Annotated in this window: 15 protein-coding genes and 1 tRNA gene; 12 read left to right on the forward strand and 4 right to left on the reverse strand. The window is 57.0% G+C overall.

Annotation, left to right across the window (positions count from 1 at the left end):
• The first annotated feature begins 12 nt into the window (after nucleotides 1-12).
• Nucleotides 13-267, forward strand: a complete 255-nt coding sequence (locus HWX89_RS22280; protein WP_138791308.1) for a hypothetical protein — start codon at nucleotides 13-15, stop codon at nucleotides 265-267.
• Nucleotides 268-306: 39 nt separating this feature from the next.
• Here HWX89_RS22280 and HWX89_RS26485 read toward each other — a convergent pair whose 3' ends face one another.
• Nucleotides 307-432, reverse strand: a complete 126-nt coding sequence (locus tag HWX89_RS26485; RefSeq protein WP_286086216.1) for a hypothetical protein — start codon at nucleotides 430-432, stop codon at nucleotides 307-309.
• Here HWX89_RS26485 and HWX89_RS22285 point away from each other — a divergent pair.
• The 7 genes from HWX89_RS22285 (at nucleotide 425) to HWX89_RS22315 (ending at nucleotide 5,609) form a co-directional block, all read left to right on the forward strand.
• The gene (locus HWX89_RS22285) at nucleotides 425-1,363 is read left to right on the forward strand and encodes a siderophore ABC transporter substrate-binding protein (protein ID WP_138791309.1); all 939 of its coding nucleotides are present in this window, start codon (nucleotides 425-427) and stop codon (nucleotides 1,361-1,363) included. The genes HWX89_RS26485 and HWX89_RS22285 overlap by 8 nt on opposite strands.
• A 75-nt stretch (nucleotides 1,364-1,438) precedes the next feature.
• Nucleotides 1,439-2,398 (forward strand): ABC transporter permease, encoded by a 960-nt coding sequence (locus tag HWX89_RS22290; RefSeq protein ID WP_138791410.1) that lies wholly within the window; start codon nucleotides 1,439-1,441, stop codon nucleotides 2,396-2,398.
• Nucleotides 2,391-3,359: an iron chelate uptake ABC transporter family permease subunit gene (locus tag HWX89_RS22295; protein ID WP_138791310.1), complete on the forward strand. Its 969-nt coding sequence runs from the start codon at nucleotides 2,391-2,393 to the stop codon at nucleotides 3,357-3,359. The genes HWX89_RS22290 and HWX89_RS22295 overlap by 8 nt, the downstream gene beginning before the upstream one ends.
• Entirely contained in the window at nucleotides 3,356-4,114 is a 759-nt protein-coding gene (locus HWX89_RS22300) for an iron ABC transporter ATP-binding protein (protein ID WP_138791311.1), read from the forward strand. The genes HWX89_RS22295 and HWX89_RS22300 overlap by 4 nt, the downstream gene beginning before the upstream one ends.
• Nucleotides 4,111-4,788 carry a DNA starvation/stationary phase protection protein Dps gene (gene dps, locus HWX89_RS22305; RefSeq protein WP_400964907.1) on the forward strand — a complete coding sequence of 226 codons (678 nt, stop codon included), beginning with the start codon at nucleotides 4,111-4,113 and terminating at the stop codon, nucleotides 4,786-4,788. The genes HWX89_RS22300 and dps overlap by 4 nt, the downstream gene beginning before the upstream one ends.
• 162 nt (nucleotides 4,789-4,950) lie before the next feature.
• Nucleotides 4,951-5,244 (forward strand): hypothetical protein, encoded by a 294-nt coding sequence (locus HWX89_RS22310; RefSeq protein ID WP_178340869.1) that lies wholly within the window; start codon nucleotides 4,951-4,953, stop codon nucleotides 5,242-5,244.
• A gap of 290 nt (nucleotides 5,245-5,534) precedes the next feature.
• A tRNA-Gly gene (locus HWX89_RS22315) sits at nucleotides 5,535-5,609 on the forward strand.
• Between the two features lie 124 nt (nucleotides 5,610-5,733).
• Here the strand turns inward: HWX89_RS22315 and HWX89_RS22320 are convergent.
• On the reverse strand, nucleotides 5,734-6,567 hold the full coding sequence (locus tag HWX89_RS22320; protein WP_138791314.1) for an aldo/keto reductase: 834 nt from the start codon (nucleotides 6,565-6,567) through the stop codon (nucleotides 5,734-5,736).
• Nucleotides 6,568-6,643: 76 nt separating this feature from the next.
• Nucleotides 6,644-7,825 (reverse strand): MFS transporter, encoded by a 1,182-nt coding sequence (locus HWX89_RS22325; protein WP_138791315.1) that lies wholly within the window; start codon nucleotides 7,823-7,825, stop codon nucleotides 6,644-6,646.
• 156 nt (nucleotides 7,826-7,981) lie between these two features.
• Here HWX89_RS22325 and HWX89_RS22330 point away from each other — a divergent pair, with 156 nt between their 5' ends.
• Nucleotides 7,982-8,881 carry a LysR family transcriptional regulator gene (locus HWX89_RS22330; RefSeq protein WP_138791316.1) on the forward strand — a complete coding sequence of 300 codons (900 nt, stop codon included), beginning with the start codon at nucleotides 7,982-7,984 and terminating at the stop codon, nucleotides 8,879-8,881.
• A gap of 5 nt (nucleotides 8,882-8,886) precedes the next feature.
• Here the strand turns inward: HWX89_RS22330 and HWX89_RS22335 are convergent, their stop codons facing one another.
• Entirely contained in the window at nucleotides 8,887-9,786 is a 900-nt protein-coding gene (locus tag HWX89_RS22335; protein ID WP_138791317.1) for a LysR family transcriptional regulator, read from the reverse strand.
• A gap of 141 nt (nucleotides 9,787-9,927) precedes the next feature.
• Between HWX89_RS22335 and HWX89_RS22340 the strand changes: the two genes are divergently transcribed.
• The 3 genes from HWX89_RS22340 (at nucleotide 9,928) to HWX89_RS22350 (ending at nucleotide 15,289) form a co-directional block, all read left to right on the forward strand.
• Nucleotides 9,928-10,725, forward strand: coding sequence for an alpha/beta hydrolase fold domain-containing protein (locus HWX89_RS22340; protein ID WP_138791318.1), 798 nt, complete (start codon nucleotides 9,928-9,930; stop codon nucleotides 10,723-10,725).
• 53 nt (nucleotides 10,726-10,778) lie between these two features.
• Complete coding sequence (locus tag HWX89_RS22345) at nucleotides 10,779-11,969, forward strand: efflux RND transporter periplasmic adaptor subunit (RefSeq protein WP_138791319.1); 1,191 nt, start codon at nucleotides 10,779-10,781, stop codon at nucleotides 11,967-11,969.
• A 125-nt stretch (nucleotides 11,970-12,094) separates the two neighbouring features.
• Entirely contained in the window at nucleotides 12,095-15,289 is a 3,195-nt protein-coding gene (locus HWX89_RS22350; protein WP_138791320.1) for an efflux RND transporter permease subunit, read from the forward strand.
• Nucleotides 15,290-15,475: the final 186 nt, after the last annotated feature.

Consider the following 15,475-nt stretch of genomic DNA (forward strand, 5'->3'; position numbering starts at 1 on the left):
AAGGAGAATGATATGCGTCGGATCGCACTGATGATGATGCTCGCGCTTGCGGGCTGCACCACGGCCCCTGTTGAACCGATTCCGGGCAGCATCACCTATGGCGGGCAGCCACGTACCAAATTGACGAAATCCCCTATTGGCAGCACCCTTAGCCATGAATTCATCATGGGCGACGGACGCCTGGCAATTGAAACCTACCGCATCCAGCCGGACCGTTCGCTGTCGCTGGAAAACCGCGTGATCGTCGGTGATTGGCCTCCGCAATAACGACGCCAACGTCCCTTTTCCACTGAGCGCAATTCAGAATTATTCTAAAAGATAATTTTGATTTCCTGACGCTCTGGCAATAAAGCTGATTTTTGAAATCAGGTTAAGCTCCGGGCGGTCTCTGTTGCCCGGTGCGGTATTTGCAAGGGAAACATCCGTGGCCATGAACTTCTCCTTCCCCGTCCGTCTTCTGGCAGCCGCCGCCTTCGGCATCGGCGCGTTGACGGCTCAGGCGCACGCCGAAGACGTTACCATCAAGCACGCTCAGGGCGAAACTGTGCTGAAAGCAGCGCCGAAGAAGGTACTTGTCCTGGATATTCCGTCGCTCGATACCCTGAATGCACTGGGCTATGAGCCGGCAGGTGTTCTCGGCTCGAACCTGCCTTCTTACCTGAAGAAATATTCGGACGATAAGTACCTGAAGGTCGGCACGCTGTTCGAACCCGACTATGAGGCGATCAATGCAGCTGAAGCGGATCTGGTGATTGTCGGCGGCCGTTCGCGTGCCAAATACCCTGATGTTTCCAAGATCACGCCTGCCATTGACATGTCGGTAGATTCCAAGGACTTCATCAATAGCGTCAAGAGCAACGTCACAAAGCTTGGCGATATCTTCGGCAAGCAGGAAGAAGCGAAAAAGCTCGACGCCTCGATCGATGAAAAAGCCGCCCGTTTGAAAGCCCTCTCCCCTGAGGCTGGAACAGCGATGATCCTCGTCACCAATGCGGGCAAGATCGGCGCTTATGGCCCCAACTCGCGCGTTGGCTGGCTACACCGGGAAATCGGCTTCAAGACGGTTGAAGAAAACATCGACGATCGTTTCCATGGCGGCGATGTCGTTTCCTTTGAATACCTCCTGGAGAAGAATCCGGACTGGCTGTTCGTGATCGACCGCGACGCTGGCGTCGGCTCCAGCAAGGAAGGCAATGCTGCCCAGCAGGTTCTTGATAATGAACTGGTGCACCAGACGAAAGCCTGGAAGAACGGCCATATTGTTTACCTCGATCCACAGGCGGCCTATATCGTTTCCAGTGGCTACACCGCATTGACGACGCTGATCGACCAGGTCTACACGGCGGTTTCCGCCAAGAAATAACCGAGACGCAATATTCAGACTCCAGGCTCCAGCCGGTTCGACCGTCTGGAGCCTGCCGTGCATCAGAGACCCGCTTTGAAATATCTGGCACTCGCCCTTCTCGCCACATTCGGCCTTGCCGTCACCAGCCTTTTCGTTGGTGTCAGCGACGTGTCGATCACGGCGCTGATGTCGTCGGAGACAGAAGCCCGTGCGATGCTGGTATTGCTGGTCAGCCGCATTCCACGCACGCTTGCGCTTATCCTTGCCGGAAGCTCGATGGCGATCACCGGTCTCATCATGCAGATGCTTGTGCGCAATCGTTTTGTCGAACCCTCGACAGCCGGCACGGCGGAATCGGCCAGCCTCGGCCTTCTGGTGGTCACCATGTTGGCGCCGGAAACCCCGATCTTCGGCAAGATGCTTGTCGCGGCAGCCTTCGCTCTGGCCGGTACAGCGCTTTTCCTCCGAATTTTAAGACAGGTGCCGTTGCGCGATGTTTTGCTGGTGCCCTTGATCGGCATCATGCTGGGCGGAGTCATCTCCGCCATCACCACCTTCTTCGCCTATCGTTTTGATCTTTTGCAATCACTCGGCGCATGGATGACCGGGGATTTTTCCGGCGTTTTACGCGGCCGATACGAATTGCTGTGGGTCGGTTTCGTTTTCGCCATCGCGGCCTATCTTGCCGCTGATCGCTTCACAGTGGCGGGCATGGGACGCGACTTTACCACCAACCTTGGCCTTAACTACCGACGCGTCATGACACTGGGACTGACCATCGTTTCGCTTGTCAGCGCTGTTGTGGTCGTAACAGTGGGGATGATCCCGTTTCTCGGCCTGATCGTTCCCAACGTCGTGAGCATGATGATTGGCGACAACATGCGCCGCTCGGTTCCGTGGGTTGCGACGCTTGGCGCAATCTTCGTCCTTGTCTGCGACATCATTGGCAGAACAATCCGGGCACCATATGAAATTCCGATCGGTACGGTGGTCGGTGTGATCGGGAGTGCCATGTTCCTCTATCTGCTATTGCGGAAGCGTCGCCATGTCTGAGAGGAACCCCGATACACGAGCGCGCATCGTCCTTCTGATCTTGCTGGCGCTTGCATTGATCTCCGCCGCCGCCTTCATGACACTTGGCGCGAAAGGAAGCTGGAGCTTCGTGCTGGCATTTCGTGGCGTAAAGCTCTGGGCGCTGTTGATGGTCGCTTACGCTATCGCCGTTTCAACGGTATTGTTCCAGACGGTCACAAACAACCGCATCCTGACACCCTCCGTCATGGGATTCGATTCCCTTTACGTGCTGGTGCAAACGGCGTTGATCTTCGTTTTCACCTCCGCCACGGTGGTGATGATCGATCCGCAGATCAAGTTTCTGGCAGAAACCGCCCTGCTCGTCACCTTTTCCGCGTTGCTTTATCGCTGGCTGTTCGTAGGTGCTGAACGCAGCCTGCACCTTCTCGTGCTGGTCGGCATCGTCTTTGGTGTGTTCTTCCGAAGCCTTTCGGGCTTTATGCAAAGAGTGCTCGATCCGAATGAATTCGCCGTTCTGCAGGATTCGCTGTTTGCCAGCTTCAATTCTATCGATCCGACGCTTCTCGCCATTTCCGCCGTCATCATTGGCGCGGTGACGGTGATCGGCCTACGCCTGATGCACACATTTGATGTTCTCTCCCTTGGGCGCGCCGCGGCCATCAGCCTCGGAGTTGATTACAAACGCACCGTCACGATCATCCTGGTGCTCGTATCGGTTCTGATTGCGGTTTCTACCGCCCTTGTCGGCCCGGTCATGTTCTTCGGCCTGCTCGTCGCAGCACTTGCACACTATTTGACGGGGAGCGGCAAACACGCCCATGTGCTGCCTGCGGCAATCCTGATCGCCATCATTTGCCTCGTCGGTGGTCAGGTGGTGCTGGAGCGGCTTTTCGCCTTTGACACCGCACTCTCCATCATCATCGAGTTTCTGGGCGGCATCGTTTTCATCGGACTTATTCTCAAGCGGGGTGCGCGATGATCATCGCAAACGCGGTCAGCAAAGCGTATGGCGGCACCGTTGTCGTCAACGACGTTTCCATTTCCATTCCGGCCGGTGGCGTCACCTCCATAATCGGACCGAACGGGGCAGGAAAATCCACGCTTCTGTCCATCGTTGCCCGGTTGATGTCGATGGACAAGGGAACGGTGACCGTGGACGGGCTCGACGTCACAAAAACGCCCTCGGACACGCTAGCAAGGCGCCTCTCCATCCTGCGCCAGGACAATCACATCTCCTCCAGATTGACTGTTCGCGATCTCGTCGGCTTCGGCCGTTATCCTTATTCCAAAGGCAGACCCACCGTTGAGGACAAGGTACACATCGACAGGGCACTCGATTATCTGCATCTCGAATCCCTCGCCGATCGATTTCTCGACGAACTCTCTGGCGGCCAACGTCAGCGTGCATTCGTGGCCATGGTTCTGTGCCAGGATACGGATTACGTGCTCCTGGACGAACCGCTGAACAACCTCGACATGAAACATGCCTCAAGCATGATGAAGATCATGCGCAAGGCGGCAGACGAGCTGAAGAAGACTGTCGTTGTGGTGCTGCACGACATCAACTTCGCCTCCTGGTACTCCGACCACATCATCGCGATGCGCGACGGCCATATCAATCGCCACGGCAGCGTTGAAGATATTATCCGGCCAGAGGTTTTGCGGGAAATCTACGACATGGATATCGATGTGAAGGAGATGGACGGCCAGCGCATTTGCCTGTTCTATGCGTGACACATCGCTATCGTAAGGAATTCTGGAATGACCACCGTTTCGGGTGGAACGCGGCGCAAGCCGGAGCGTTAGTTGAAAGAACAGGAAGGGGACACAGAGCGAAGACGCCCTATCTTTGCCTCCCCTTTCCAGAAAACCGAAGATTTCCAAAGCGGCATTCCGTCCGCACCCTTCAGGAGACATCGATGAAGACGCACAAGACGAAGAACGACCTGCCCTCCAACGCGAAGTCGACCGTGATCGGCATTCTCAACGAATCGCTCGCTTCGGTGATCGACCTGGCGCTGGCAACAAAGCAGGCGCACTGGAACCTCAAGGGACCGCAATTCATCGCCGTTCACGAACTTCTCGACGGTTTCCGCACGCAACTCGACGATCATGGCGATACCATCGCTGAAAGGGTCGTGCAGCTTGGCGGCACCGCCCTCGGCAGCCTGCAGTCCGTTTCATCTGCTACAGCGCTCAAAGCCTATCCAACTGACATTTATGCAATCCACGACCATCTGGGCGCACTGATCGATCGTTATGGCGACGTGGCGAACATGATACGCAAGGCAATCGACGATTCCGACGAGGCCGGCGATCCCACCACAGCCGATATCTTCACCGCCGCCTCGCGCGATCTCGACAAGGCGCTGTGGTTCCTCGAGGCGCATGTTCAGGAAAAAAACTGAACCACATCCTGGGCTAGACATTATCCAGACACCAAAACGCCCGGACAAAACCGGGCGTTTTTCATTCGACACACTGCAGAGATACGCTCGCGTGAACTCGTAATCTGAAATGATCGTCAACACATCATCGCCGAAAATCGAAATCGATTTTCGGAGAGAACAATGGTTGATCTGCAATGTCGGAGCGTCATTCAGCGACCGACAGGACGCATACCGCTAATGCCGCCGCAATATGGCAAGGCCGATATCCCGCAGCATCTCATGGTCGAGAATACCGCGCTGCGCGCTGCGGATGAGTACCGCCGCGCACTCATTGGCGACATGACTGCTACGATCTTCAAGGCACTCAAAACATACGCCATCGAAAATGTTCTGCAGATCGGTAATCTGCTCTGGCGACAACTGCGCGCCAACTCTTTGAAAAGCCGCATACGACAAGGCTCATCCTCCCGATGACATGCCAAGTATCGTTCAACAAGTTTGTTTTTGATTTTTTCGTGGACAGGAAATTTGTACACCCGAACGAATCACTTGTCGAATCAGATTTTAACCAAATGTAAATGGGTGATTTTTCGATTTCCCCGCATCAAAACGATAGCGCTCCAATGCGACAATCAGATGAGAATTTCCGATAAATCTGCAAAAGAAAGTGTTGCATTCCAAAATCGATTGAGCGATATAGCACCCGTCGCCGCAACACTGGTGACCCACGGTTCAGCTTACTACCCCGGACCGTTGGCTTATGAGCGGGTGTAGCTCAGGGGTAGAGCACAACCTTGCCAAGGTTGGGGTCGAGGGTTCAAATCCCTTCGCCCGCTCCAAATTCTCCCAGATTAAATGTCAAAGAATTCAATGCCGTAGATGCATCTTCGGCTTGTATGCTTCCTTGCCGTTCATCATCGAATGGCGGAAGGGACAGACGCCCCTCCCTCCACATTTGCCAGACTAGGCTGCCTTGTCCCAGACAGGCGCAAGGCCGTCGGGCGAAACGATGCGGCCTTCAGACGTGGCTAGACCATGGATGGCAGCCATATCTTCAGTCGAGAGAGCGAAGTCGAAGATTGCGGCATTTTCAGCCACGCGGGCCTCAGTGATCGTCTTGGACAGCGCGATCACACCGTCCTGTTGCACAAGCCAGCGCAACACCACCTGCGCAACCGACTTGCCGTGCCGGGAGGCGATATCCTTCAGAACCGGTTCATTGAAAACCTTTCCATCCGCCATGGCAAAGTAACCGGTAATCGACAGACCGGCCTGACGTGCCGCTGCAATCACTGCGTCCTGATTGAGATACGGATGGTACTCGATCTGATTGGTGACAAGCGGCGCGCTCGACAGAGCAACCGCTTCGGCCATCAATGCTGTGGTGAAATTGGAAACACCGATATGACGGACTTTCCCTGCCTCTTTCACTGCATTCAGAGCGCCGATCTGTTCGGCAAGCGAAACGGCCTCATTCGGCCAATGCAGAAGAAGCAGATCAACATAGTCTGTTTTGAGCTTCGTCAGGCTCTCATCCACCGACGCAATAAAGGCATCGTGCTTGTAGTTTTCGACCCAGACCTTGGTCGTCAGGAAAATATCGCCGCGAACTATGCCGGAGCCGGAAATCGCCTCGCCGACCTCGGCCTCATTGCCATAAATCTGAGCGGTATCCACGTGACGAAAACCGGCCTTCAGTGCGTGCGGAACGATCCTGAGAACATCGGCGCCCGGAATGCGGAAGGTTCCAAAGCCGAGTGCCGGAATAGCTGCGCCATTTGCGGTGACTGTATGCATGAGCTTGCTCCTGGAGATAGTCGCGGCAGTTTGCGCCGCGACGATTGTGTTGAGATTGATGATGTTGGGTACGGGTTCAGGCAGCTTTCAGGACCGGAGCCGCGCGACGGTCGAGAGCACTGCTCCAGATTGTCAGCAGCAGGGCGAAAGCGACGAGGATCGCGCCGATCCACGGGGTAGCACCAAGGCCAAGAGGAGATTCGACCACAAGACCGCCGAGCCAGGCACCAATGGCGATACCGAGATTGAAGGCGGCAATGTTGAGTGCCGAAGCCACATCAACCGCACCGGGACGATGTTCCTTGGCAAGCTGCACGACATAGAGCTGCAGGCCGGGAACATTGGCAAAGGACAGGAAGCCAAGCGCGGCAAGTGTAACAAGTGTCAGGATCGGCGATACGGCAGTGAAGGAAAACACCAGCAGGACGATCGCCTGCGCCAGAAACAGACCAATCAAAGCTTTGACCGGATTATGGTTGGCAATCTTGCCACCACCGATGTTGCCCGCTGCGATGGCGATACCATAAAGCACGAGGATCAGGCTGACACTGGACTCAGAGAAACCGGTAATCTGCTGCAGGATCGGCGCCAGGAAGGTGAAAGCAACGAACGTCCCGCCGTAACCGAAAGCCGTCATGGCGAAAACAATCAGCAGACGACCGGAACCGAGAACCCGAACCTGATCGAGAAGGCTCGCAGGCGGCGCTTTTTTCAACGTGTTCGGCAACAGGGCTGCGATACCGGCAAAGGCGATGACGCCGAGGGCCGAAACAGCCCAGAAAGTGGCACGCCAGCCGAAGACCTGGCCGATATAGGTGCCGAGCGGCACGCCGGTAACGATCGCGACGGTCAGGCCCATGAACATCATGGCGATCGCAGAGGCACGCCGATTTTCCGGGACGAGGTCAGCCGCGATGGTAGAACCGACGGAGAAGAAGACACCGTGAGCGAAAGCGGCGAGAACACGGGCAACGAGCAGAAACTCGTAGCTGGATGACAGAGCCGCCAACGTGTTCCCGACGATGAACAACGCCATCAGTCCAAGCAACAGCGGCTTTCTTTCGATCCGGCCCGTCAGCGCGGTCAAAACCGGAGCGCCGAACGTGACACCAAGCGCATAAACACTGACGATAAGGCCGGCCAGCGGCAAGGTTATGTTGAGATCCGTCGCAACCGTCGGCAACAACCCGACGATCACGAATTCTGTAGTACCGATCGCATAGGCCGCGATCGTCAAAGCAAAAATAGCCAAAGGCATGACGAATTCCCTTCCCTCGACCGATATCGAGAGCGCTGAAGACAGCCGCGCTGTCTGTTGGAACGATTGATGGGCGCAATATGAGGGAAGAGCACTTGCGTGATAATCAGCAAGAATGGATAAATACCTTGGAATTCAATTCATAGGTGAACAGTCATGGACAATCGCGCTGGGGAAATGGAAGTCTTTGTGACAGCCGCAGAGCTGGGAAGCTTCTCCTCAGCCGGACGTAGACTTGGGCTTTCCCCTTCTGCCGTCAGCAAACTCGTCACACGCATCGAAGACCGGCTTGGCACACGCCTGCTTCAGCGCTCGACGCGACTTGTGACCCTGACACCGGAGGGCGAAATCTATCTCGGCAGAGCAAGGCGCATTCTGTCCGACATAAGAGAGACGGAGCAGATCGTCGCAAACGGTGGCAAGGTGGTGCCTCGCGGCCTTTTGCGGGTCAATGCCACGCTGGGCTTTGGCGAACGCTATCTGTTGCCGCTCGCACCGGAGTTTCTCTCGCTTTATCCGGAGGTGGAACTGGATATTTCGCTGACGGATGGTGTCATCAGCCTGATCGAAGAGCGGACCGATATTGCGATACGGTCAGGTGCGATGGAGGACTCTGCACTCAAGGCCAGAAAACTCCTGGAGGTCCGACGGATGATCGTCGCCTCCCCCGTCTATCTCGAAAAATACGGCGCACCGGCAAAGCCACAGGATCTGGCTCGCCATAACTGCTTCAGCTTCAACTTCAATCGAAACCTCAACGAATGGCCGTTCAGGAACCCCGACACGGATGAGGTTTATCGACTGCCTGTTTCCGGTAACGCATCGGTCAACAGTGGCATGGCTATGCGCCGCCTCTGCCTCTCGGGCTTTGGCCTTGGAAGGGTTGGAGAATTCCACGTGCGACCGGATATCGATGCTGGACTGCTGGTACCTGTTCTCGAAGACTATAATCCGCAGGACCTTGAAGTTATCCATGCGGTCTACGCTGGCCACGAGCACCTGGCTGCGCGCGTACGTGCTTTCATCGATTTTGTTGCGGATAAGGTCGCGGGGTAGTCAGATCAGATGTTGTTGTGAACCAGCTTTGCCAACCAGTCGACAAAAACGCGAACCTTGTTTGTGACATGTCGGGTTTGCGGGTAGACGACGTAGATCGGCATTGCCTCACAACGCCACTCCGGGAAGACCCGCACCAGTTCACCCTTTTCCAAAGCCTCCTTGACCATGAAAAGAGGAAGCTGGATCACGCCCATGCCCGCCAGCGCAGCGTTGAGATAACTACGACTGTCGTTGACCGACACCACGTAACGCGGCGTCAATTCGACGCTACGGACACCGTTATCCAGCGACATCGGCATGATCTGGCCGGTCGTGGCATTCAGGTAACCGACCGAATAATGATCGTTTTCAAGATCCTCCGGCGTCTGCGGCATGCCGAAATTTTCGATGTAGAACGGGGCAGCAAAGGTCTCGAATTTGAGTTCGCCTACTTTTCTGGCAATCAGGGACTGGTCGCGTAGCGTTCCCACCCGCAGCGCGCAGTCGACGTTTTCGGCAAGATAGTCGACGAGGCGGTCACCGACACCGAGATCGATGCGAATATGTGGGTAGCGCTGATAAAAATCGCACAGATTCGGAATAACCAGAAGATCTGCGAAGACGCCTGCCATTTCTACCCGCAAGCGCCCGGACGGTTGCACCTGGGCACTAGACATACTTCCATCAAGTTCTTCAATTTCCGACAGAATTTGCGCAGCACGCTCGTAATAAAGCGCGCCATCCGTCGTCAACATGACGCGTCGTGTCGTACGGTTGAGAAGCGTGGTCTGCAGGTGCGCCTCCAGCGCCTGCACCATGTTGGTAACGGTGGTTTTGGGCATGCTCAATGCCGTCGCGGCACGGCTGAAATTGCCGGTTTCCACAACACGCGTGAAAACGCGCATGGCCGAAAGTTGATCCATAATTCTCTCAGACGCTCGATTATTCGTTTTTTTGGAACAGTGAATTCAAGTTGGCATACTTGATCGATCTGAGCCGAACAATAATATGCATTTCAGGTTTTGCAACAGGATCTGGTTTCTGCCGGTCCAGGAATTGGTGTCATGGCGATGCGATGGGAGACATTAGGGTGCGGCCAGGCGGCCAGACAGCCCCTTCTCGCACGACGTTATGAAAGCGCCAACCTGTGCCGCACGCCACCGGTGGTGCTTTATCTCAGAGGCGGTTCGTTTCTCGAAACGGATGCGGATCGGCCGGAACTTCCAGTCGCACGCGCACTTGCGGAAAGCGGTGCCATTGTGGTGGAGGCGGACTACAGCAAGCCTTCGGGCAACGAGTTCCCGCTGGTGATTGATTGCGCCTTTGAAGCGCTCGATCAGGTCAGCAGGGACCGCAAGCATTATGGCAGCGCGAAATCGCTGCTGTTCGTCGCCGGCGAAGAAGCCGGTGGCAACGTCGCAGCCGGACTTGCACTGAAAGCGCGGGACCGGATGCCCGGCAAGCTTGCCGGACAGATTCTTTTGTCGCCAATGATCGACCCGATGATGACGACAGAATCTTTTCGCGACGCGGACAAGATCGGCATGCGCCAGCGTTGGGCGGATGGATGGAGCCACTACCTTGCCAAGGCGTGCGGCTTTTTCCACCCCTACGCCGCACCATGCCAGTGCACACGTCTCAACCGTGTCGCACCTGCACTGATATTCACCGCGGAGGATGATCCCCTTCGCGACGAAACAATCGGTTATGCGGAAAGGCTTGTGTCATCGGGCGTCGGCGTCCGGCAGCATGTCTTCCCCGCCGGAACCGGCTGGACAGGGCTCTATCGTGGAGAGGGAGGCAGATGGGTTTCGTCCGTCTGTTCGGAATTCACGAGCTTCGTCCAGGATTTGAAACACTGAAGCGTATCTATTCAAAATTCGATCGGCTCTGAGTTCGAGCCAAGGAGAAACCCATGACGCTGAACACGAAGCGCCGGGCCCTGACGGGCGCCGGTATAGGACTTGCTGTCTCTGTTGCTGCGGCAGCCCTCATATTCGACCTGCCTACAAGCCGCGATGCAACGGCTGCGTCTTCGCCCGAAGCACCACCTGCAGTGCCGGTGACGGTTGCGACCGTCGAAAGCCGCAATGTCATGCGCTGGGAGGAATTCTCCGGCCGCCTCGAAGCTGTCGACCGGGTGCAGATCCGCTCTCGCGTTGCCGGTCAGATCAAGGCCGTTCACTTCCGTGAAGGCGCGCTGGTGAAAGAGGGCGATGCGCTTTTCACCATCGACCAGGCCCCTTTTGAAGCCGCCGTCGCAGGCGCAGAGGCACAGGTTGCCTCGGCAGAAGCCAAGGTCAGCCTCGCAAGAACAGAGCTGGATCGCGGTCGTCGTCTTTCTGACAACCGCACCATCTCGCAGAGTGACCTCGATCAACGGCAAAGCTCGTTCGCTGACGCAGAAGCCCAGCTTCGTGCTGCCCGCGCGGCCCTGACCACGGCCCAACTCGACCTTGGCTACACCGAAATTCGTGCACCGGTCTCCGGTCGCGTCGGCAAGATCGAAATCACCGCAGGCAATCTCGTGGCTGCCGGCTCCACCTCAGCAGCGCTGACGACACTGGTGTCGGTCAACCCGATCTACGCCAGCTTCAACGCCAGCGAAGGAACCGTCGCACGAGCACTATCCGAACTGCCGAAGACAGATGGCGCCCTGCCCGCTCTCGAGCAGATCCCGGTAGAGATCGGCACGCTTTCGGATGAAGGCACCCCGATCAAGGGCACCCTGCATCTGATCGACAACCAGGTCGATTCCGCAAGCGGCACCATTGGTGTACGGGCCGTCTTCGAAAACCCTGACGGCAGGCTCATTCCCGGCCAGTTCGTTCGGGTGAGAATGGGCGAACCGAAACCAGAAAACCGCATCGTTATCAGCGATCGGGCGATCGGCACCGACCAGGACAAGAAGTTCGTGTTCATCGTCGATGGCGAGAACAAGGTCAGCTACCGCCAGATCAAGCCCGGCGCTTCGGCCGACGGTCAGCGGATCGTCGAAAGCGGCCTCAGTGCCGGCGACACGATCGTCGTCAATGGTCTGCAGCGCATTCGCCCCGGCGCGACGGTCGCACCGCAGTCGGAAGAAAAGGTCGCGGCGACCCAGTAAGTCATAAAGGCGGCTCGCATTCGCGAGCCGCCGCCTCCCAACAGAAAATGCCCTGAAACTGGTAGCACCGCGCTACCGGAATAGGGCTTTGCATTCCAGATTTTCACCCCGGAGAGGGCTTTGAAATGAACATCTCCAGATTTTTTGTCGACCGACCGGTGTTTGCCGCCGTTCTGTCGGTGCTGATTGTGGTGGCGGGCCTGCTCGGCATGCGCGCCCTGCCGATTTCCGAGTATCCGGAAGTCGTTCCTCCATCCGTCGTCGTACGCGCGACCTATCCGGGCGCTAACCCGAAAGTCATTGCTGAAACGGTGGCGACACCGCTTGAAGAGCAGATCAACGGCGTCGAGGACATGCTCTACATGTCGAGCCAGGCAACCTCGGATGGCGTCTTGACGCTGACCGTTACCTTCAAGCTCGGTACCGACCCGGACAAGGCGCAGCAACTGGTGCAGAACCGCGTTTCGCAGGCAGAACCACGCCTGCCTTCGGAAGTCCGCGCGCTCGGCATCACCACGGTGAAAAGTTCGCCAGACTTCATCATGGTCGTCAACCTCGTCTCCACGACCGACGCCTACGACATCACCTATCTGCGCAACTATGCGACGTTGAACGTCAAGGACCGTCTTGCCCGCATCGAAGGCGTCGGCCAGGTGCAGGTCTTCGGCGCCGGTGACTATTCCATGCGCGTCTGGCTCGATCCGCAAAAGGTTGCCGAACATGATCTCGCCGCCAGCGACGTCTCTGATGCGATCCGTCAGCAGAACGTTCAGGCCGCAGCCGGTATCATTGGCGCTTCGCCAAGCCCTAACGGCGTCGATCTGCAATTGAACGTCAATGCGCAGGGCCGCCTGACCACGCCTGAAGAATTCGGCAACATCATCGTCAAGAGCGGTGCCAACGGTGAAATCACCCGTCTTCGCGACGTCGCGCGCATCGAACTTGGTGCGGCTGATTATACCCTGCGTTCTCTGCTCGATGGCAAGCCTGCCGTGGCCGTGGCCGTCCTTCAGGCACCCGGTTCCAACGCCATTGAAATCGCCGACAATGTCCGTGCAACCATGGACAATCTGCAACTGGCGATGCCGGACGGCGTGAAGTTCGAGATCGTCTACGACACGACAAAATTCGTACGTTCTTCCATCGAGAAGGTTGTCGACACACTCCTCGAGGCCGTTGGCCTCGTGGTACTCGTTGTCATCATCTTCCTGCAGACATGGCGCGCATCGATCATTCCATTGATCGCCGTTCCGGTATCGATCATCGGCACTTTCGGTGTGATGTACGCGTTCGGTTTCTCGATCAACGCGCTGACATTGTTCGGCCTTGTGCTGGCGATCGGCATCGTGGTGGATGATGCCATCGTGGTGGTGGAGAACGTCGAGCGAAACATCGAGAATGGTCTATCTCCGCGCGACGCGACCTATAAGGCGATGCGCGAAGTTTCCGGGCCTATTATCGCCATTGCGCTGGTGCTGGTCGCCGTGTTCGTACCATTGGCCTTCATTTCCGGTCTGTCGGGCCAGTTCTACCGGCAGTTCGCCTTGACCATCGCCATCTCGACGGTGATTTCGGCCATCAACTCGCTGACGCTTTCTCCCGCCCTCGCGGCACTCTTGCTCAAGGAGCACGGCGCACCCAAGGACTGGCTGACGCGCGGCATGGACAAGATCTTCGGCTGGTTCTTCCGTGGCTTCAACCGCGCCTTCGGCGCCGCCTCCAACGGTTACGGCCGGACTGTCGGCGGACTGGTATCGCGCAAGAGCCTTGTCATGCTGGTTTACCTCGCCCTGGTTGGCGCCACCTACAGCATGTTCTCGACGGTTCCGAGCGGCTTCGTCCCCGGTCAGGACAAACAGTATCTGATCGGTTTCGCCCAGCTCCCTGATGGCGCGACACTCGACCGGACGGAAGATGTCATCAAGCGCATGAGCGATATCGCCATGGAAACGCCCGGCGTCAGCAACGCCATCGCCTTCCCCGGCCTGTCGATCAACGGCTTCACCATCGGCTCCAACTCGGGCATCGTCTTCGCGGTTCTCGACGACTTCGAAAAGCGCAAGACACCGGAGCTTTCCGGTAACGCCATCGCCCAGCAACTGAACCAGAAATTCGCTGGTATTCAGGACGCCTTCATCGCCATGTTCCCGCCGCCACCGGTCAACGGTCTCGGCACGACCGGCGGCTTCAAGCTGCAGATCGAGGACCGTGCCGGTTACGGCTACCAGGCGCTTGACGAAGCCACCAAGGCGGTCATTGCCAAGGCCTATCAGACACCGGAACTGGCTGGCATCTTCTCCAGTTACCAGATCAATGTCCCGCAGCTCTATGCCGACCTCGACCGCGCAAAGGCGGAACAGCTTGGCGTCTCGGTGACGGATGTTTTCCAGACGCTGCAGATCTATCTGGGGTCACTCTATGTCAATGACTTCAACGCCTTCGGCCGTACCTACAGCGTGCGGGTGCAGGCAGACGCCCAGTTCCGCGCCCATGCGGAAGACATCGGACGTCTGAAGGTTCGCTCGGCAACGGGTCAGATGATTCCTCTGTCCACGCTGTTAAAAGTTGACGCGACGACAGGTCCGGAACGCACGAACCGCTACAACGGTTTCCTTGCGGCCGACATCAATGGTGGCCCTGCCCCCGGCTTCTCGTCCGGTCAGGCACAGGCCGCAATGGAAAAAATCCTCAACGAAACGCTGCCTCCCGGCATCGACTTCGAGTGGACGGACCTGACCTACCAGCAGATCCTCGCCGGCAATTCGAGCATCATCGTTTTCCCGCTTGCCCTGCTCCTGGTCTATCTTGTGCTGGCAGCGCAATATGAAAGCCTGACATTGCCGATCGCCATCATCATGATCGTGCCAATGGGTGTTCTGGCGGCGCTGACGGGCGTCTGGCTGACAGGTGGAGACAACAACATCTTCACCCAGATAGGCCTCGTTGTCCTTGTCGGACTTTCGGCGAAAAACGCGATCCTGATCGTGGAGTTCGCCCGAGAACTGGAGTTCGAAGGCAGGAAGCCGATTGCCGCCGCCATCGAGGCAAGCCGTCTGCGCCTTCGCCCGATCCTGATGACCTCGCTGGCCTTCATCATGGGTGTCGTTCCCTTGGTGGTCTCGACCGGCGCGGGCGCGGAAATGCGTGCCGCCATGGGTGTCGCCGTGTTCTCCGGCATGATCGGGGTAACGTTCTTCGGCATCTTCATGACGCCGGTGTTCTACGTGCTGATCCGCAAGCTTGCGGGTAACCGACCGCTGGTTCAGCACAAGCAGGAAGAGGCAGCCAATTCGGACTATAAGCTCGAAAAGGCAGGCTGACACCGACCAAGAGCCACCGCCTGGCGCAGCCATGTTGCTGTGTCTGCGAAATGCCACGCATCTCAGCATGCGTGGCATTTTTTGTATTAAAACAACCCGCTTCTCTAAAATAGAATCTATTTCAACTGCTTAGACGAAAACAACGAACAAAGACCGGGGCGGAAAATCAAGATAACCCGAATAGAT

Origin of the sequence: Rhizobium sp. RM, from assembly GCF_013390595.1 — a bacterium.
GTDB lineage: Bacteria > Pseudomonadota > Alphaproteobacteria > Rhizobiales > Rhizobiaceae > Agrobacterium.

Excerpts from the sequence above, each read along its gene's own strand:
- HWX89_RS22280 (WP_138791308.1), top strand. The coding sequence starts at position 13 with ATGCGTCGGATCGCACTGATGATGATGCTCGCGCTTGCGGGCTGCACC.
- HWX89_RS26485 (WP_286086216.1), bottom strand. The coding sequence starts at position 432 with ATGGCCACGGATGTTTCCCTTGCAAATACCGCACCGGGCAACAGAGAC.
- HWX89_RS22295 (WP_138791310.1), top strand. The coding sequence starts at position 2,391 with ATGTCTGAGAGGAACCCCGATACACGAGCGCGCATCGTCCTTCTGATC.
- HWX89_RS22300 (WP_138791311.1), top strand. The coding sequence starts at position 3,356 with ATGATCATCGCAAACGCGGTCAGCAAAGCGTATGGCGGCACCGTTGTC.
- HWX89_RS22310 (WP_178340869.1), top strand. The coding sequence starts at position 4,951 with ATGGTTGATCTGCAATGTCGGAGCGTCATTCAGCGACCGACAGGACGC.
- HWX89_RS22320 (WP_138791314.1), bottom strand. The coding sequence starts at position 6,567 with ATGCATACAGTCACCGCAAATGGCGCAGCTATTCCGGCACTCGGCTTT.
- HWX89_RS22325 (WP_138791315.1), bottom strand. The coding sequence starts at position 7,825 with ATGCCTTTGGCTATTTTTGCTTTGACGATCGCGGCCTATGCGATCGGT.
- HWX89_RS22330 (WP_138791316.1), top strand. The coding sequence starts at position 7,982 with ATGGACAATCGCGCTGGGGAAATGGAAGTCTTTGTGACAGCCGCAGAG.
- HWX89_RS22335 (WP_138791317.1), bottom strand. The coding sequence starts at position 9,786 with ATGGATCAACTTTCGGCCATGCGCGTTTTCACGCGTGTTGTGGAAACC.
- HWX89_RS22340 (WP_138791318.1), top strand. The coding sequence starts at position 9,928 with ATGGCGATGCGATGGGAGACATTAGGGTGCGGCCAGGCGGCCAGACAG.
- HWX89_RS22345 (WP_138791319.1), top strand. The coding sequence starts at position 10,779 with ATGACGCTGAACACGAAGCGCCGGGCCCTGACGGGCGCCGGTATAGGA.
- HWX89_RS22350 (WP_138791320.1), top strand. The coding sequence starts at position 12,095 with ATGAACATCTCCAGATTTTTTGTCGACCGACCGGTGTTTGCCGCCGTT.